Genomic DNA, 18590 nt, shown 5'->3' with positions numbered 1-18590 from the left:
GTCCCAGGACCTCAGGCCATGAGCCGGTAGCCCGGGAAGTTCCCCGGCGGCCGCTCCCGCTCCGGGCCCCGGGTGACGGCCCGCACCAGGAGTTCCCCGCCGACGAAGGCACCGCGCCAGGACGCGCCGAACCCTCCGAACAGCTCGTCGCGGTCCCCGCGCGACCGGGGTGTGCCGTGCCCGGTCTTGAAGGCGCGGATCTGCGGCGCGAGGCGTTCGTACGTCGCCGGGTCGTCGGTCGACAGGGTGGCGACCAACGCGCCGTTCGAGGCGTTCATGGCGGCGAGCAACTCGGCCTCGGTGTCGACCAGGACGATGGTGTCGACCGGGCCGAACGGCTCCGCGTGGTGCAGCGGCGAGGACGGCGGCGGACCGAGGAGCGTGACCGGGTGGACGTACGCGGAGGTGTCCTGACCGGGCAGGAACCGGCCGCTGTCGGGGACGCCTCGGTACAGCGGTATGGCGCCGCGGTCGATGGCCACCGCGACCTGGTCGGTGAGTTCCTTGGCCTTGGCGGCGCTGATCAGCGGCCCGAAGTCCAGTGCGGGGAAGGGGGCTTCGGGACGCGCGACGGCGAGCGGGTGCCCCACGCGCACCGTGCGCACGGCGGGCAGGTACGCCGTGAGGAACGCGTCGAACAGCTCGCGCTGGACGACGAAGCGCGGGTAGGCGGTGCAGCGCTGCTTGCCGTAGTCGAAGAGCCGGGGGACGAGCGCGCCGAAGGTGTCCCAGTCGCTGTAGTTCCAGATGCCCCAGGTGTTGAGTCCTTCCTGTTCGAGGATGTGTCGCTTGCCGAGGTCGGCGACAGCCGTGGCGATGGCCGCTCCCGTGTCCCGGCCGCCGACGAAGGAGACGCAGCCGATCTCCGGGGCGCGCACGAGCGCTTCGGACAGCTCGCCGCCGCTGCCGCTGACGAGGGTGACGGGGAGCCCTTCACGCGCGGCCAGTGCCGTGGCCAGTGTGAGGCAGGTGACGCCGCCGTCGGTCGGGGTCTTGGCGATGACCGCGTTTCCTGCCAGTGACTGAGCCAGCATGGTGTGAACGAGCACGCTCATCGGATAGTTCCAACTCGCGATGTTCGAGACGGGTCCGTCCAGCGGCGCCCTGCCGACGAGCATGGGCTCGATGCCGTCGACGTACCAGCGCACTCCGTCGATGGCCCGGTCCACGTCGGCGAGGGCGAGCCGCCAGGGCTTGCCGATCTCCAAGATGAGCAGCAGGGCGAGCAGTTCACGGTGCGCGGCGAGGGCGTCGAGCGCGGCGGCGACGCGGGCGCGGCGTTCGGGCAGCGGGACGTGGCGCCAGGCGCGGTGCTGGTCGAGTGCCGCCCGCACGGCGCGGCGCGCGGCGGCGGCGTCGAGCCGGGGCGGGCCCACGATCGGGCTCGCGTCGACGGGGCTGGCGGCGGGCAGGGCTCGGCCGTCGGGCCGCCAGGTTCCGCCCCACAGGTTCAGCACGCGGTCGTCCCGGACGGCCTCGGGCGCGGCGGCCAGGCACCGCCGCCAGGCTTCGGGCCAGGCCGTACCCGCTTTGAGGACGGCGGGGATGCCGGGAGTGGTGGGTGCGCCGATGGTGGTGGGTGCGCCGGTGGTGGTGGGGCTGGTGGGAGTGGTGGGGCTTGCGGGGTGGGCCGTCATGACGCGGTCCCCCCGCCTCGCGTGCCGATCCGGTCAAGGACCAGGCGCGCGGTCGCGCTCGGGGTGCCCCCCACCCGTACGCCGACGGCTTCCAGGGCCGCCTTCTTGGCGCGCGCGGTGCCGGAGGAGCCGGAGACGATGGCACCGGCGTGCCCCATGGTCCTGCCCTCGGGGGCGGTGAACCCGGCCACATAGGCGACGACGGGCTTGGTCACGTGCTCGGCGATGTAGGCCGCGGCACGCTCCTCCGCGTCGCCGCCGATCTCCCCGATGAGCACGATCAGTTCAGTGTCGGGGTCGGCTTCGAAGGCGGCCAGGCAGTCGATGTGGGCGGTGCCGACGACCGGGTCTCCGCCGATGCCGACGCAGGTGGAGAAGCCGACGTCGCGCAGCTCGTACATGAGTTGGTAGGTGAGCGTGCCGGACTTGGAGACCAGGCCGATGGGTCCGGCCTTGGTGATGTCGGTGGGAATGATGCCCGCGGTGGCCTGTCCGGGGGTGATGAGGCCCGGGCAGTTGGGGCCGATCACGCGGGTGCCGCGCCGCCGGGCATGTGCCTGGAAGGCGACGGTGTCGTGCACGGGAACGCCTTCGGTGATGACGACGGCGAGCGGTATGCCCGCGTCGGCCGCCTCGATGACGGCGGACTTGGTGGATGCGGGCGGCACGAACAGGACGCTGACGTCCGCGCCGGTCGCCTCCCGCGCGGCGCGCACGGTGCCGAAGACGGGGACGGCGCGGTCGTCGAAGTCGACGCCGCGGCCCGCCTTGCGCGGGTTGACGCCGCCGACGACGTCGGTGCCCGCGGCGAGCATGCGGTGGGTGTGCTTCATGCCCTCGGCGCCGGTCATGCCCTGGACGAGGACCTTGCTGTCCTTGGTCAGGTGAATCGCCATGTCCGGCTCCTCAGGCGGTGGTCGCGGGGGCGAGTGCGGCGGCACGGCGCGCACGCCGTCCATGGTCGTGGCCTGCTCGACGAACGGATGGGCGCGCGCGTCGAGCAGGGCGCGTCCGCGTGCGGCGTTGTTGCCGTCGAGTCGCACGACGAGCGGTTTGGTCAGGCGTACGGTCTCCAGGGCCCGCACGATGCCGTCGGCGACGGCGTCGCACGCGGTGATGCCGCCGAAGACGTTCACCAAGACGCAGGTGACGGCCGGGTCGGCGAGGACGACGGTCAGGCCGTCGGCCATGACCTGGGCCGAGGCGCCGCCTCCGATGTCGAGGAAGTTGGCGGGGCGCGCGCCGCGGCCCGCTACGGCGTCGAGGGTCGCCATGACGAGTCCGGCCCCGTTGCCGATGACGCCGACCTCGCCGTCGAGCTTCACGTACGTGAGTCCTTGGGCCGCGGCAGCCGCCTCGCGCGCGTCGTCGTGCTCCGATCCCCGTTGCCTCCAACGCCGCTGCCGGTAGCGCGCGTTGTCATCAAGGGTCACTTTCGCGTCAAGTGCGATCAGTGGTCCCTCTGGTGTACGGACGAGGGGGTTCACCTCGACGAGCAGCGCGTCCTCACGGATCAGGACGTCCCACAGGGCGACCAGGACGTCGGCCGCGGCTCCGGGGAGGCCCGCGCGGGTCGTGGCCTCGACGGCCCTGGTCCGCGTCATGCCTTCGGCCGGGTCGACGGGCACGCGCACCACCGCGTCGGGGCGGTTCGCCGCGACCTGTTCGATGTCCATGCCGCCCTGGGCCGACGCGATCAGGGCGAACCTGCCCTCCGCGCGGCCCAGGACGTACGAAACATAGAACTCGCTCTCCATGTCGATGGGTTCTACGGGTTCGGCCACCATCACGGAGCGCACGGTGTGGCCTTTGATGTCCATGCCGAGGATCTGCCGTGCCGTCAACTCGGCCGCGGCCGGGTCAGCGGCGAGCCTCACACCCCCCGCTTTGCCGCGCCCTCCGGCCTTCACCTGCGCCTTCACGACGACTCGGCCGCCCAGCCGCTCGGCACACGCGCGTGCCTCCTTGGCCGTCGTGGCCACCTCGGCCCGCGGCACCAAGATGCCGTATTCCTCGAAGAGTTCCCTTGCCTGGTGCTCGTACAGGTCCATGTCCGGCTCCTGTCTGAAAGTGCCGCACGCCCCCTGGACACCACTCACCGGATGCGGGATAACAAGCTTCATACAGTATTCGTCGACTGTATGCAATGTACGGTGGAGGGCGCCCCACAGCGCATGCGAGAGCGCTCCAACTCCCCTACGAAGGGACAGGACTTCGCCATGCCCGACGAAAGCAACAACGACAGCAACAACGACGGCACCGACCCGAACGACACCCTGATCTCCGGCGGGCATCTGGTCGCCAAGGCACTCAAGGCGGAGGGTGTCGAGGTCATCTACACCCTGTGCGGCGGCCACATCATCGACATCTACGACGGCTGCGTGGACGAGGGCATCGAGGTCGTCGACGTACGGCACGAGCAGGTCGCCGCCCATGCCGCCGACGGCTACGCGCGCGTCACCGGCAAGCCCGGCTGCGCCGTGGTGACCGCCGGTCCTGGCACCACCGACGCCGTCACGGGCGTCGCCAACGCCTTCCGCGCGGAGTCTCCGATGCTGCTGATCGGTGGCCAAGGCGCCCACACCCAGCACAAGATGGGCTCCCTGCAGGACCTGCCGCACGTCGACATGATGACGCCCATCACCAAGTTCGCGGCGACCGTGCCGGACACCGCGCGCGCCGCCGACATGGTGTCCATGGCCTTCCGCGAGTGCTACCACGGCGCCCCGGGGCCGTCCTTCCTGGAGATACCGCGCGACGTCCTCGACGCCAAGGTGCCGCTGACGTCGGCACGCGTCCCACGCGCGGGGCACTACCGCGCCTCCACCCGGTCGGCGGGCGACCCCGAGGCCGTCGAGCGGCTCGCCGACCTCCTGGTGCACGCGGAGAAGCCCGCGATCCTCCTCGGCAGCCAGGTGTGGACCACCCGCGGCACCGCGGCCGCCATCGAGCTCGTCCGCGCCCTGAACGTGCCCGCGTACATGAACGGCGCCGGGCGCGGCACCCTCCCTCCCGGAGACCCCCACCACTTCCAGCTGTCACGCCGCTACGCCTTCGCCAACGCCGATCTGATCGTGATCGTCGGCACCCCCTTCGACTTCCGCATGGGCTACGGCAAACGCCTCTCCCCCGACGCGACGGTCGTCCAGATCGACCTCGACTACCGCACGGTCGGCAAGAACCGCGACGTCGACCTCGGCATCGTGGGCGACGCGGGCCTCGTCCTGAAGTCCGTCACCGAAGCCGCCACCGGACGCCTCAACGGCGGCGCGGCCCGCCGCAAGGAGTGGCTCGACGAGCTGCGGGCCGCCGAGCAGACAGCCGTGGAGAAGCGGCTGCCTCAACTGCGGTCCGACGCCACGCCCATCCACCCCTACCGCCTCGTCAGCGAGATCAACGAATTCCTCACCGAGGACTCGCTCTACATCGGCGACGGCGGCGACATCGTCACCTTCTCCGGCCAGGTCGTCCAGCCCAAGGCCCCCGGCCACTGGATGGACCCGGGACCGCTCGGCACCCTCGGCGTCGGCGTCCCCTTCGTGCTCGCCGCCAAGCAGGCGCGGCCCGACAAGGAGGTGGTGGCCCTCTTCGGGGACGGCGCCTTCAGCCTCACCGGCTGGGACTTCGAGACGCTTGTGCGCTACGACCTGCCCTTCGTCGGCATCATCGGCAACAACTCCTCCATGAACCAGATCCGTTACGGCCAGCGGGCCAAGTACGGCGCCGCGCGCGAGCGGGTCGGCAACACCCTCGGCGACGTCCACTACGACCAGTTCGCGCGGATGCTCGGCGGCTACGGCGAAGAGGTCCGCGACCCCGCCGACATCGCCCCCGCGCTGCGCCGCGCCCGGGAGTCCGGCAAACCGTCCCTGATCAACGTGTGGGTCGATCCGGACGCCTACGCCCCCGGAACCATGAACCAGACCATGTACAAGTGAGGTGAACCGGACGTGACCAAGGCCCTCGAAGGAATCCGCGTCCTCGACATGACGCACGTCCAGTCCGGCCCCTCCGCCACCCAGCTGCTCGCCTGGCTCGGCGCGGACGTGGTGAAGCTGGAGGCGCCCACCGGGGACATCACGCGGAAGCAGCTGCGCGACCTCCCGGACGTGGACTCGCTGTACTTCACGATGCTCAACTGCAACAAGCGGAGCATCACCCTGAACACCAAGACCGAGCGCGGCAAGGAACTCCTCACGGAGCTGATCCGCCGCTCGGACGTGCTGGTCGAGAACTTCGGTCCGGGCGCGGTCGACCGCATGGGCTTCACCTGGGACCGCATCCAGGAGATCAATCCGCGTATCGTCTATGCCTCCATCAAGGGGTTCGGTGACGGCCCGTACACCGCTTTCAAGGCGTACGAGGTCGTGGCTCAGGCCATGGGCGGCTCGATGGCCACCACGGGCTTCGAGGACGGGCCGCCGCTGGCCACGGGTGCGCAGATCGGCGATTCGGGCACGGGTGTCCACGCCGTGGCGGGGATCCTCGCGGCGCTGTTCCAGCGCGAGAACACCGGGCGCGGTCAGCGGGTCAATGTGGCCATGCAGCACGCCGTGCTCAACCTCTGCCGGGTGAAGTTGCGCGATCAGCAGCGCCTGGCCCATGGCCCGCTCACTGAATATCCCAACGACGACTTCGGCGACGAAGTTCCCCGCTCGGGAAACGCGTCCGGCGGGGGTCAGCCCGGCTGGGCCGTCAGGTGCGCGCCCGGCGGCCCCAACGACTACGTGTACGTCATCGTGCAGCCCGTCGGCTGGAAGCCCCTGACCGAGCTCATCGGCCGGCCGGAGCTCGCCGACGACCCCGAGTGGGCGACGCCTGAGGCCCGCCTTCCGCAGCTCACCAAGATGTTCCAGCTGATCGAGGAGTGGTCCGCCGCGCTGCCCAAGTGGGAGGTCCTGGAGCGGCTGAACGCCCACAACATCCCCTGCGGGCCGATCCTGTCCACCAAGGAGATCATCGAGGACGCTTCCCTGGCCGCCAACGACATGATCGTCGACGTCGCCCACCCGGAGCGGGGCACGTTCAAGACCGTCGGCTCGCCCCTGAAGCTCTCCGACTCCCCCGTCGACGTCACCGCATCGCCGCTGCTCGGCGAGCACAACGAAGAGGTGTTCATCGGCGAACTCGGCCTCGGCGACGAGGAACTGCGCCTGCTCAAGTCGAACGGGGTGGTCTGATTGCCTGCCGACGAACGCGCCGAACCTGGGGGTGGGCGGCGGAACCGTGCCGAGCGGGTGCGCGCCCTGCTCGACTCTGTGCGCGCCGACGGGCGCACCTCCCTGACGGCCCCCGAGGGCAAGCTCCTCGCGGACGCCTACGGCATCGCTGTGCCCCGGGAGGAACTCGCGCGGGACGTCGACGAGGCGGTGGCGCACGCCGCGCGCTTCGACGGACCCGTCGTCATGAAGATCGTCTCTCCGGACATCCTCCACAAGACCGACGCGGGCGGCGTGGTCGTCGGGGTGGAGGGCGCCAAGGACGTCCGCGCGGCGTTCCGCCGGATCGTCGACAACGCGCGCGCGTACGCGCCGACCGCGCGCGTCGACGGAGTACAGGTACAGGAGTTGCTGCCGACAGGGCCCGACGCACAGGAGGTGATCGTCGGGGCGGTCACCGACCCGACGTTCGGCAAGGTCGTCGCCTTCGGGCTCGGTGGTGTGCTCGTGGAGGTCCTCAAGGACATCACGTTCCGGCTGGCGCCCGTCGACGCCGACGAGGCCGCCTCGATGCTCGACTCGATCGGCGCGGCCGAGGTCCTGCGCGGTGTGCGCGGCGCCGAGCCCGTGGCGCGCGGGACCCTGGCGGAACAGATCCGCCGCGTCTCCGACCTCGTCTCGGACTTCCCCGAGATCGCGGAGGTCGACCTCAACCCGGTGATCGCCACGCCCCGGGGTGCGCTCGCCGCGGACATCCGCGTGATCCTCTCCGATGAGGCCCCCAAGGAGCGGCACACGTACACGCGCGCGGAGATGCTCGCCTCCATGCGCCGCCTCATGCAGCCCCGCTCCGTCGCCGTCATCGGCGCCTCCAACGAGCCGGGGAAGATCGGCAACTCGGTGATGCGCAATCTCATCGACGGCGGGTTCCCGGGCGAGATCCACCCGGTGAACCCCAAGGCCGATGACATCTTGGGCCGCAAGGCGTACAAGAGTGTCACGGACGTTCCCGGTGAGGTGGATGTGGCGGTCTTCGCGATCCCCGCCAAGCTCGTCGCGAGGGCACTGGAGGACGTCGGCCGCAAGGGCGTCCCGAACGCGGTCCTCATCCCGTCCGGGTTCGCCGAGACCGGCGAACAGGAACTCCAGGACGAGATCGTGGCGATCGGCAGACGGCACGGCGTGCGGCTGCTCGGCCCGAACATCTACGGCTACTACTCGACGTGGCAGGACCTGTGCGCCACCTTCTGCACGCCGTACGACGTGAAGGGCGGTGTCGCGCTCACCAGCCAGTCCGGCGGCATCGGCATGGCGATCCTCGGCTTCGCGCGGACCACGAAGACGGGCGTCTCAGCGATCGTGGGGCTCGGCAACAAGTCGGACCTCGACGAGGACGACCTCCTGACGTGGTTCGGCGAGGACCCGCGCACCCAGTGCATCGCCATGCACCTGGAGGACCTCAAGGACGGCCGGGCCTTCGTGGAGGCCGCTCGCGCCACGGTGCCCAAGAAGCCCGTCGTGGTCCTCAAGGCGGGCCGCACGGCGGCCGGGGCCAGGGCGGCGGGCTCGCACACGGGGGCGCTGGCGGGCGACGACGCCGTCTACGACGACGTCCTCAGGCAGGCGGGCGTCATCCGGGCCCCGGGTCTGAACGAGATGCTGGAGTACGCGCGGGCGCTGCCGGTGCTGCCCACGCCGCGCGGCGACAACGTCGTCATCATCACCGGGGCAGGCGGTTCCGGTGTGCTGCTCTCCGATGCCGTGACGGACAACGGACTGCGGCTCATGGAGATCCCGCCCGACCTGGACGCGGCGTTCCGCGCGTTCATCCCGCCGTTCGGCGCTGCGGGCAACCCCGTGGACATCACCGGCGGCGAGCCCCCGTCGACGTACGAGGCGACGATCCGGCTCGGCCTGGAGGACCCGCGCGTCCACGCGCTCGTCCTGGGCTACTGGCACACCATCGTCACCCCTCCCATGGTCTTCGCCGAACTAACGGCCCGCGTGGTCGCCGAGTTCCGCGAGCGCGGCATCGACAAGCCCGTCGTGGCCTCACTCGCGGGCGATGTCGAGGTGGAGCAGGCCTGCCAGTACCTCTTCGAGCACGGTGTCGTCGCCTACCCGTACACCACGGAGAAGCCGGTCGCGGTCCTCGGGGCGAAGTACCAGTGGGCTCGCGCCGCGGGGCTGTTGGGGGGCCGTCGATGAGGTGACCGGTGCTCGGGACGGACGGCGGTGCGTGTCGGCCGCCCCAGGACCCGTACGCGCACGAAGGAACGGACAGGGGGCGCTGGCCAGCTCTTTCGAACGCAAGGGGTGCAACACGACCATGACAACCACCGACCTCTCGACGTCCGTCCCCTTCAGGGAGGTGACGGACCGCAACGGCCGCCTGTACCGCATCGGTGAGACCGACCTGGACATCATGGGGCGGCCACGCCGCACCATGGTGCTCTTCCCCTGGATGGGCATGCTCGGCATCAGCTCGTCGGAGTACGCGTTCACCTCCGCCGAGGACACGCTGCACGACGCGCACCTGTGGAGCAGCGGGCACATCTTCTGGCTGATGGGCGTCTGGGTGTTCTTCCAGGCGGCCGTCGCCTTCCCCGCCGGGCAACTGCGCGAGAGCGGCAGGCTGCCCGCGCGGTACGCCATGTTCCTCGGCGCGCTGGGCACGGTCTGCGGCTATCTCGCCCTCGCGTACGCGCCGCACGTGACCGTCGCCTACATCGGCTTCGGCATGTTCAGCGGCATCGGCGCCGGCCTGGTCTACGCGACCTGCGTGAACATGGTCGGCAAGTGGTACCCCGAGCGGAAGGGCGGCAAGACCGGCCTGGTGAACGGCGGCTTCGCCTATGGCTCGGTGCCGTTCGTGTTCCTCTTCACGTCGTACATGGACGTGGGCAACTACCAGGGCGTCCTGGTCTTCGTAGGCGTCCTGTGCGCCTGCGTCGTGGCGGTCGCCGGATGGTTCTTCAAGGACCCGCCCAAGGGCTGGTGGCCGCCGCACGTCGACCCCCTGAAGGTGTCCGACGACCCCCGCATCCGGCGGGCCCTGGAGAAGAACCCGCCCGCCGTGAAGCAGTACACCCCTAGGGAGGCCGCCCGTACTCCTGTGCTCTGGATGATGTGGTTCTGCCTGTTGTGCACGGCCGGGATCAATATCTTCGGGATCGCCTTCCAGGTGCCCTTCGGCAAGGACATGGGGTTCGCGGGCGGCATCGTGGCCACGGCGATGTCCCTGAAGGCGATCGTCAACGGCACGGGCCGGGGAGTGATCGGCTGGATCTCCGACCGCTGCGGACGGCGCAACACCCTCGTCATCGTCTGTCTCGTCCTCGGCACCGCCCAGTTCGGCGTCCTGGTGTCGGGCTCCATGGGCAGCATGCCGTTCTTCCTGTTCTGCTCCATGGTCTCCGGTTTCGGCGGCGGGGCGATCTTCCCGCTGTTCGCCGCGATGACGGCCGACTACTTCGGTGAGAACAACAACGCCACCAATTACGGCATGGTCTACAGCTCGAAGCTGGTCTCCGGGCTCGTCGGCTCCGGCATGGGGGCCGTCGTGGTGGACGCGTGGGACTACGAGGGCGCGTTCGTCATCGCCGGGTGCATCGGCATCGCCTCCGCCGTGCTCGCACTGTTCCTGAAGGCGCCGGGCAGGCCCCACCCCCGGCGCGTCGTACCCAACCCACACCCTCTAGGTGAGGAGATGGCTTGACATGACGGCGGAGCCCTTCGCCGAACACCCCGCGTCCGGTCGCGCGGACGCGTCGTCACGACGGTATCGAGAGCTCACGGACGCGCGCGGCCGCGTCTACCGGGTCGGCGAGACCGACCGTGACATCCTCGGCCGCCCGCGCTGGACGATGGTCGCCCTCCCCTGGGTGGCCATGGTCGCCATCAGTGTCTTCGAGTACGCCTACGGAGCCGCCGAGGACACCCTGTCGGCGGCACACCACTGGACGTCGTCCAACACCTTCTGGGTGCTGAGCGTGTGGATCTTCTTCCAGGCGGGTGTCTCCTTCCCCGCCGGGAAGCTCCGCGAGAAGGGCGTCCTGACCAGCCGCGCGGCGATGCTCCTGGGGTCCGTCCTGTCGCTGCTCGGCTTCGTGAGCCTCAGCCACGCCCCCAACCTGGTGGCCGCGATGGCGGGCTTCGGGCTGCTCGGCGGCGTCGGCTCCGGGCTCATCTACTCGACGTGCGTCAACATGGTCGGCAAGTGGTATCCGGAGCGGCGCGGCGGCAAGACGGGCTTCGTCAACGGAGGCTTCGCCTACGGGGCGGTGCCGTTCATCTTCCTGTTCTCGTACGGCTTCGACACCTCCAACTACCGCACCGTGCTGGACCTCGTCGGCTTCTACGTGCTCGCGGTGACCCTGGTGGCGGGCCTGTTCTTCAAGGACCCGCCGAAGAACTGGTGGCCCGCCCACGTCGACCCGCTGCGGCGTGCGGCCGACCCGCGCACGTCCGTCTCGCTCGCGAGGAACCCGCCCGCCGTCCGGCAGTTCACCCCGGAGGAGGCGCTGCGCACCGGTGTCGTGCCGCTGATGTGGGTGTGCATGCTGTGCTGCGCCGGGGTGTCGATCTTCGGGATCTCCTTCCAGGTTCCGTTCGCCAAGGAGATGGGCTTCGGGCCGCTGATCGCGGCGTCCTCCATGGGCGTCATGTCGGTGATCAACGGAACGGGGCGCGGCGTCGTCGGCTGGCTCTCGGACCGTCTGGGACGGCGCCCGACGCTGACCTACGTGTGTCTGGTCCTGGCGGTGGCGCAGTTCGGTGTCCTGGGGGCGGGCGAGATGCGCAACGAGCCGCTCTTCCTGTTCTTCGCCTTCCTGTCCGGCTTCGCGGGCGGCGCCTTCTACCCGCTGTTCGCCGCTCTGGTGCCGGACTACTTCGGGGAGAACAACAACGCCTCGAACTACGGCATGGTCTACAGCGCGAAAGTGGTGAGCGGCCTGTTCGGCGGTGGCCTCGGCGCGATGGTCGTGCACTCCTGGGGCTACGTGGGCGCCTACACGACGGCGGGGGCGGTGTCCTTGCTCGCGGCGGCGCTGTCCTTGCTGCTGCACCAGCCGGGTGCGGCACGCGCGCGTGGAGCCGCGGTCCGGTAGGGCTGGCCGCGGCTCCCGGCCAGGGGAGGGGCCCCGGCCGTCCCTCGTGACGGTCGGAGCCCTCCCCCGCGCCGCGGCTCCGTTCAGTCTCCGCAGCGCTCGCGCAGCGCGTGCAGATGGGCACTCGACTTACGGGCGAAGGCGAAGGACTCGGCCGGGTTGTCGTGCTCGGCCTGCCAGTGGTGGTAGCGCCGGCCGCCGTGGGTACGGGCGGTCACCTTGGACAGGAACCTCTTGTAGTCGATGTCTCCGTCGCCGACGTCCACCATGCGGTACCCGTCGCGCGTGGAGTCGTCGCGGATGCCGTCCTTGACGTGGAACAGCGGGTAGCGGTGCGGGCGCCTGAGGACGTAGTCCAGCGGGTCGAAGGGCCGGGGTGTGCCGTCCGTCTGCTTGCCGAAGCGGAACTGCGCGCAGTACGCCCAGTAGATGTCCATCTCCAGGTACACGAGGTCCGGGTCGGTCTCGGCGAGCAGCACGTCGTAGAGGCGCACGCTCGGCTTGTCCGTGGCGAAGGAGAACTCCTCGGCGTGGTTGTGCTGGTAGAACTTCATCCCCCGCGCACGGGCCGCTGCTCCGTAGGTGTTGAAGTCCTCGGCGGCGCGCTTCCACGCGTCGACGGTGGCGCCGTGGCGAAAGGGCCCCGAAGCGGTGCCGATGTGCTTCAGTCCGAGGGCCTCGGCGTCGTCGAGCACCTTGGTGAGGTTCTGCGCGAAGGTGTAGGCGTCGGGGTTGCCGTTGTCGTAGTAGCCGACGTGGCTGCCGATGGGGCGCAGGCCGTGGTCGCGGGTCAGCCGCTTGAGCCGGTCGAGGGTGATGGGGCCCGCGGAGCCTTGGGTGTATCCGGCGAACTCGATCTCGTCGTAGCCGTACTTCTTCAGCTCGCCGAAGACGGTGGCGAAGCCGAGCGTGGAGACCTTGTCGCGGAGGCTGTACAGCTGGACGCCCAGGCGGCCGGGCGGCAGGACGGGTCGGCCCCGAACCTTGCCCGGTGCCGGGGCGGCGGAGGTGGTGGTGGCGGAGGCCGGGGTGGCAGCGGCGGCGCTGCCGACGAAGGCCGCCGCGGTAGTGCCCGCGGCGACGCCCAGCACGCCGCGCCTGCTGAGTCTGCGGTCGAGCTCGGCGTCGGCTGCTGTGTGCTTGCGGCTCATGTGGGTCTCCCGGATTGGGATGAGGGGGCGGGGAGGTCGGAGGGATGGTGGTGGACGGGGGATGGTGGTGGACGGGGCGGGTCAGGGTGAGGTCAGGGATGGGTTCGAAAGGCGCGTCGGGGTGAGGTCAGGGGTGAACCCTGATGGCAGGGCCGGCGCGCTCTGGTTGAGTGGATTGCACGCGGACGGGGCGGCGTGGACGACGTCGCCGCCGTGCGGGGCGCGGACGGTGCCGCGTCCGCGTGAGCGCTCGCGGGGCTCAGTGCAGTCCGGCGAGTTCGAGCAGCAGTGACTTCACATCGGTGGCCGCGACGCGGCCGGTGACAGCGCGGGGGGTGGAGCACAGAATGAGCGGTCCGGAATCAGCGTCCTCGCTCGTGGGGAGGCGGCCATGGCTGCCGCGAATAGGTGAGGGGTCGAGGGGCACGACCGCCATGCGGTAGCGCATGCCGAGCTTCTTGCGGGCCAGGGCGCCCGCGGCCTTGAGCCGCACATAGGGGTCCTCTGGGTCCATGAAGAGCTCGACCGGGTCGTAGCCGGGTTTGCGGTGGATCTCGACGAGCTGCGCGAAGTCGGGCGCGCGGGCGTCGTCGAGCCAGTAGTAGTACGTGAACCAGGCGTCCGGTTCGGCGACCGCGACGAGCTCCCCGGAGCGAGGGTGGTCCAGGTGGTGGGCCTTCTTCCCCTCGTCGTCCAGGAGTCGCTCGATGCCGGGCAGGCCGGCGAGGGCGGCACGGGTCGCCTCCAGGTCTTCGGGGCGGCGCACGTAGACGTGGGCGATCTGGTGGTCGGCGACGGCGAACGCGCGCGATGCCATCGCGTCGAGGTACTCCATGCCGTCCTGGGTGTGCACGTCGAGGAGTCCGGCGCGGCGCAGCGCGCGGTTGATGTCGACGGGGCGGCTGACGCGGGTGATGCCGTACTCGGACAGTGCGACGACGGTGCGCCCCTCGGCTCGGGCGTCGTCTAGGAGCGGCGCGATGACCGCGTCCAGATCGGCGGCGGCGCGGTGGGAGCGAGGGTCGTCGGGGCCGTAGCGCTGCAGGTCGTAGTCGAGGTGAGGGAGGTAGCACAGGGCCAGGTCGGGGTGGCGGGTGGTGAGGATGTGCCGGGTGGCGTCCACGATCCATCGGCTGGAGACGAGGTCCGCGCCGGGGCCCCAGAAGTGGAACAGGGGGAACGTGCCGAATTTCTCGGTGAGTTCGTCGTGCAGGGCCGGTGGGCGGGTGTAGCAGTCGGGCTCCTTGCGGCCATCGGCGTAGTACACGGGACGGGGGGTGATGGTGAAGTCGGTGTCGGCGCCCATGGCGTACCACCAGCAGATGTTGGCGACGGTGTAGCCGGGGTGCGCGCGGCGGGCGGCGTCCCACAGCTTGTCGCCCGCGACGAGACCGTTGTGCTGCCGCCACAGCAGGACCTCGCCGAGCTCGCGGAAGTACCAGCCGTTGCCGACGATGCCGTGCTCGGCGGGGGTGGTGCCGGTGAGGAACGTCGACTGGGCGGCGCAGGTGACCGCCGGCAGGACCGTGCCGAGCGCGGCGCGTGAGCCCGCCTCGCCGAGGGCGGTCAGGTGCGGCATATGGGCCAGGAGTTGGGGGGTGAGGCCGACGACGTCGAGGACGAGCAGCGGAGTCGGCCGCTCCGCGGATGGAGGTGTCATGGCAGTTCCTTCAGGCCGAGGTCTGTCAGCAGGTCGCGGGCGAGGGTGAGTTCGGCGGCGATGCCGTCGGCGAGCTGGGGGCGGGCGCGCGGGCGCAGCTCGGGCGGAAGGGCCTGCCAGGTGTAGGTCTCGACTTCGAGGTGGCGTGTGCGTGGGTGTGGTCCGCCGACGAGGCGGGCGAGCGTGTCGGTGAGGACCGGAAGGGTGGAGGTGAGGGGTGGAGCGGGTGCCGCGTGCAGCGGCACATGGAAGTGGGAGCGCCAGGGGGCCGTGTCGGGCAGGGCGTCGGCGGTGAGGGCCTCGCCCAGGTCGTCGGTGCCGCGCAGGGCGGTGGCGACGAGGGTTCCGCCGCTGGTCGGCGCGGTCCGGTCGCGGGGCAGGGTGCGGGTCTGGTGCAGGAAGCGGGGTTCGTCGAAGGCGGCGAGGGCCGCGCGTACTTCGGGGAGGTGGGGGTGTTCGGCGTGCAGAGCGGCGGAGAGCTGGGACTTGACGACGGGGATGCCCGCGGCGGCGAGGGTGTCGAGCGCGGTGCGCGGGTCCTCGAAGGAGGTGGCGAGGTGACAGGTGTCGACGCAGACGCCGATGCGGTCGTGGCCGATCGCGGTGAGGGGGGCGATGGCGTCGCTGGTGGTCTCCACCGTGCAGCCGGGTTCGGGTTCGAGGCCGACGCGGATGGACCGGCCGGTCAGCTCGGCGAGGGCGTCGAGGCGCTGGGCGAGAGTGATCAGGGCGCCGCGGGCCTCGGCCGCGCGGGCCGTGCCGAAGGTGGTGCGCCAGGCCAGCGGCAGCGTGGAGATGGTGCCCTCGGTGACATCGTCGGGCAGCAGCTGGGCGAGAACGCGGGCCAGGGAGGTGGTGTGCTCAAGGCGTTCGGGGTCGGCCCAGTCGGGTTTGTAGACGCGGTACTTGACTTCTCCGGAGCCGAAGCCTTCATACGGGAAGCCGTTGAGGGTGACCACTTCCAGTCCGCGCCGGTCGAGTTCGGTGCGCAGTCCGCGCAGGGCGGCCGGGTCGGTGACGAGGGCGTGGGCGGCGTCCTTGGCGAGCCACAGTCCGATGCCGATGCGGTCGCGGCCGAGGCGTCTGCGTACGGGTTCGCAGTGGTCGCGCAGCTGGGCGAGGACCCCGTCGAGGGTTTCGGCCGGGTGGACGTTGGTGCAGTAGGCGAGGTGGACGGTGGAGCCGTCGGGGTGGCGGAAGCGCATGGGTCACGCCCCTCCGCGCTGGATGGAGTTGCCCTCGTGGGTGGTGGCGGTGTCCACGACGTCGAGGTCGAGGCGGCCGCTGAGCCCGTAGAAGGCGACGGGGTTGCGCCACAGCACGCGGTCGACGTCGTCGTCGGTGAATCCGGCGTCAAGCATCGCGTCGCCGACCTTGCGGGTCTTGAGCGGGTCGCTCTTGCCCCAGTCGGCTGCCGAGTTGACGAGGACGCGCGCGGGTCCGTGCTCCCGCAGGATCGCGACCATCCGATCTTCGTCCATCTTGGTGTCCGGATAGACGGAGAAGCCGAGCCAGCAGCCCGCGTCCTTGGCTTCCTTGACGGTGGTTTCGTTGAGGTGGTCGATCAGGACCCGGTCCGCGGGGAGCGCGGACTCGGCGACGACGTCCAGGGTGCGGCGCAGGCCCGTGAGCTTGTCGCGGTGCGGGGTGTGCACCAGCGCGGGCAGCTCGTGGTCGGCGGCCAGCTGGAGCTGGGCCGCGAACGCCGAGTCCTCGGCGGGCGTCATCGAGTCGTAGCCGATCTCGCCGACGGCGACGACGTTGTCCTTCACCAGATAGCGCGGCAGCAGGTCGAGGACGGGGGTGCAGCGCGGGTCGTTCGCCTCCTTGGGGTTGAGGGCGATGGTGCAGTGGTGGGCGATGCCGTACTGGGCGGCGCGGAAGGGCTCCCAGCCGAGGAGGGAGTCGAAGTAGTCGACGAAGGACGCGGCCGAGGTGCGCGGCTGCCCCAGCCAGAAGGAGGGTTCGACGACGGCGCGCACGCCCGCGGCGTGCATGGCCTGGTAGTCGTCGGTGGTGCGGGAGGTCATGTGGATGTGCGGGTCGAAGATGCGCATCAGGACTCCTGCTCCTCGCCGGTGGGGGTCGACTGGGCCGCGGCGGTGGCGGGCGCCGCCGGGGCGGGGCGGTCAGGGGGTTCTGGTGGCGCGGCCAGGGCGAGCACGCGGTGCAGATCGCCGGGGACGGCGCGGCCCGCGGCGGTGCGTTCGTCCGCGTAGTCGGCGAGCATGCGGGCCAGCTCGGCGTCGGCGCGGGCGCGGTCCTCCAGGTCGGCGACGGTGTCCACGGGTACGCCGGTGAACAGGCACTTGAGGACGGCGTGCCGCCAGGCGTGCGGGGGAAGGTGGGCGGCGGCGTACGGGCCGAGGGCGGCGGCGACGAGACGGGTGTCGTTGGTGCGCAGGGCGTCCTCGACGAGCGGCAGCGCGGTGGGGCCGGGCACCAGGAGCGGCAGGGCGCGCAGGATGGCGCGGCGTTCGGCGGCGGTGCCCTGGTGGTAGAGCCGGGCGAGGGTGGCCGTGTCGGCGCGGGCGGTGTGCAGCAGGAGCAGGCGGGCGGCATCCGCGTGTGCGGCTCCACAGCGGCGGCCCGCTTCGGCGAAGCGCAGCTCCCAAGGAGGCGCACCTACGAGCTGGTCGTCCTGGTGCTCGTCTCGGTGTGTGTCCCGGTGTGTGTCCCGGTGTGTGTCCCGGTGTGTGTCCCGGTGCGCGTTCCGGTGCTCGGTGGCTTCGGCGGTGGCCTGGTCGAGCCAGGCGCGGGCCCCGCCGTCGAGACCGGCTTCGAGGCGGGAGCGGAGGTCGGCGACTGCATGGGTGTCGGTCACGGGGTTCCTCCTTGGGATGAGGCCTCCGGGGCCGCGCCCGGGGTGGCGGCGGGAAGGGGGCTGGGAGCGCGGAGGTGTGCCGGGTCGGCGGCGCGGTGGAGGAAGTCCAGGGACTCGGCCGCGAGTCGGGGGCCCGCGTGGGAGTGGCGGGGCAGTTCCACGACGGTCAGGCCCTGGTAGCCGGTGTCGGCGAGGGCGCGGAGGACGGGCGGGAAGTCGATCTCGCCCTCGCCGAACGGCAGATGCTCGTGGACGCCCCTGCGCATGTCCTCGATCTGGACGTGCCGCAGCCAAGGGGCGGCGGCGCGGACGCAGTCGACCGGTGAGTCGGGTTCAAGGCACTGGCAGTGGCCGATGTCGAGAGTCAGGCCGAGGGGCTCGGGGTCACCGAGCAGACGACGGAGGTGGTGGAAGTCGGCGAGTGTGGCGAGGAGGTGTCCGGGCTCGGGTTCTACGGCAAGGGGCATGTGTGCGCCGGAGGCGGCGTCGAGGACGGGGCCGAGCGTGTCGGCGAGGCGGTCCCAGGCCGTGGCCGTGGAGGTGCCGTCGGGCGTGGTGCCGCTGAAGCAGTGGACGGCGTGGGCGCCGAGATCCGTGGCGACCTGCACCGCACGGATGAGGAGGCGGACGCGGTCGGCGCGGCGCTGGGGATCGGGATCGAGAAGGGAGGGGCCGTGCTTGTGGCGCGGGTCGAGGATGTAGCGGGCGCCCGTCTCCACGGTGACCGTCAGCCCGAGGCGGTCCAGACGGTGGGCCAGACGCCGGGTGCGAGCGGCCAGATCGGGGGCGAGTGGATCGAGGTGCATGTGGTCGAGGGTGAGGCCGACTCCGGAGTAGCCGAGGTCGGCGAGAAGGCCGAGGGCGTCGTCGAGACGCAGGTCGGTGAGGCCGTTGGTGCCGTAGCCGAAGTGAAGGCGGGCGGGGGCGCCTTGCGGTGGGCGGCCCGGCCCGAGGGTGCGATCAGTGGGCAGGGCCTGGCCGCCTCGGGGGTGCACCGTGAGCTGTCCGTGCTGGGCACGGGTGCCTTCAGACCGGGCGCCTTGGGGGT

At 71.0% G+C, this 18590-nt stretch carries 13 protein-coding genes and 1 pseudogene; 5 read left to right on the top strand and 9 right to left on the bottom strand.

Features of this window, described 5'->3' with window-relative positions; all coding sequences use genetic code 11:
- Window positions 1-11: 11 nt before the first annotated feature.
- The 3 genes and pseudogenes from AC07A4_RS39400 to sucC form a co-directional block, all read right to left on the bottom strand.
- Window positions 12-1637, bottom strand: coding sequence for an aldehyde dehydrogenase family protein (locus AC07A4_RS39400; RefSeq protein WP_478608870.1), 1626 nt, complete (start codon window positions 1635-1637; stop codon window positions 12-14).
- Window positions 1634-2533, bottom strand: a complete 900-nt coding sequence (sucD, locus tag AC07A4_RS39395) for a succinate--CoA ligase subunit alpha (protein WP_478608868.1) — start codon at window positions 2531-2533, stop codon at window positions 1634-1636. The genes AC07A4_RS39400 and sucD overlap by 4 nt, the downstream gene beginning before the upstream one ends.
- Before the next feature lie 10 nt (window positions 2534-2543).
- Window positions 2544-3688: pseudogene (gene sucC / locus AC07A4_RS39390) on the bottom strand (ADP-forming succinate--CoA ligase subunit beta).
- A 168-nt stretch (window positions 3689-3856) separates the two neighbouring features.
- Between sucC and AC07A4_RS39385 the strand changes: the two are divergent.
- From AC07A4_RS39385 to AC07A4_RS39365, 5 genes are all read left to right on the top strand, one after another.
- A complete protein-coding gene (locus AC07A4_RS39385; protein WP_478608866.1) occupies window positions 3857-5575 on the top strand; it encodes a thiamine pyrophosphate-binding protein in 1719 nt (572 codons plus the stop codon).
- 12 nt (window positions 5576-5587) lie between these two features.
- Complete coding sequence (frc, locus tag AC07A4_RS39380) at window positions 5588-6817, top strand: formyl-CoA transferase (protein ID WP_478608865.1); 1230 nt, start codon at window positions 5588-5590, stop codon at window positions 6815-6817.
- Window positions 6818-9004, top strand: coding sequence for an acetate--CoA ligase family protein (locus AC07A4_RS39375; protein ID WP_478608863.1), 2187 nt, complete (start codon window positions 6818-6820; stop codon window positions 9002-9004).
- Between the two features lie 121 nt (window positions 9005-9125).
- Window positions 9126-10514 (top strand): OFA family MFS transporter, encoded by a 1389-nt coding sequence (locus tag AC07A4_RS39370; RefSeq protein WP_478608861.1) that lies wholly within the window; start codon window positions 9126-9128, stop codon window positions 10512-10514.
- Window position 10515: 1 nt separating this feature from the next.
- Window positions 10516-11907: an OFA family MFS transporter gene (locus tag AC07A4_RS39365; protein WP_478608859.1), complete on the top strand. Its 1392-nt coding sequence runs from the start codon at window positions 10516-10518 to the stop codon at window positions 11905-11907.
- An 83-nt stretch (window positions 11908-11990) separates the two neighbouring features.
- Here the strand turns inward: AC07A4_RS39365 and AC07A4_RS39360 are convergent, their stop codons facing one another.
- The 6 genes from AC07A4_RS39360 to AC07A4_RS39335 all read right to left on the bottom strand — a co-directional run bounded on the left by AC07A4_RS39360 (window position 11991) and on the right by AC07A4_RS39335 (window position 18513).
- Entirely contained in the window at window positions 11991-13058 is a 1068-nt protein-coding gene (locus AC07A4_RS39360; RefSeq protein WP_478608857.1) for a sugar phosphate isomerase/epimerase family protein, read from the bottom strand.
- Window positions 13059-13317: 259 nt separating this feature from the next.
- Entirely contained in the window at window positions 13318-14718 is a 1401-nt protein-coding gene (locus tag AC07A4_RS39355; RefSeq protein WP_478608855.1) for an alkaline phosphatase family protein, read from the bottom strand.
- Window positions 14715-15923 carry a metabolite traffic protein EboE gene (gene eboE / locus AC07A4_RS39350; protein WP_478608852.1) on the bottom strand — a complete coding sequence of 403 codons (1209 nt, stop codon included), beginning with the start codon at window positions 15921-15923 and terminating at the stop codon, window positions 14715-14717. The genes AC07A4_RS39355 and eboE overlap by 4 nt, the downstream gene beginning before the upstream one ends.
- Before the next feature lie 3 nt (window positions 15924-15926).
- The gene (locus AC07A4_RS39345) at window positions 15927-16775 is read right to left on the bottom strand and encodes a TatD family hydrolase (protein ID WP_478608850.1); all 849 of its coding nucleotides are present in this window, start codon (window positions 16773-16775) and stop codon (window positions 15927-15929) included.
- Window positions 16775-17542, bottom strand: a complete 768-nt coding sequence (locus AC07A4_RS39340) for an EboA domain-containing protein (protein WP_478608848.1) — start codon at window positions 17540-17542, stop codon at window positions 16775-16777. The genes AC07A4_RS39345 and AC07A4_RS39340 overlap by 1 nt, the downstream gene beginning before the upstream one ends.
- Complete coding sequence (locus tag AC07A4_RS39335; protein WP_478608971.1) at window positions 17539-18513, bottom strand: sugar phosphate isomerase/epimerase family protein; 975 nt, start codon at window positions 18511-18513, stop codon at window positions 17539-17541. Before AC07A4_RS39335 ends, AC07A4_RS39340 begins: the two co-directional genes overlap by 4 nt.
- Between the last annotated feature and the right edge of the window lie 77 nt (window positions 18514-18590).

The sequence above is a fragment of the Streptomyces sp. NPDC043996 genome, from assembly GCF_056435225.1.
Note: the sequence above shows the minus strand (reverse complement) of the source record. Positions and strands in the feature narration are given on the sequence as shown.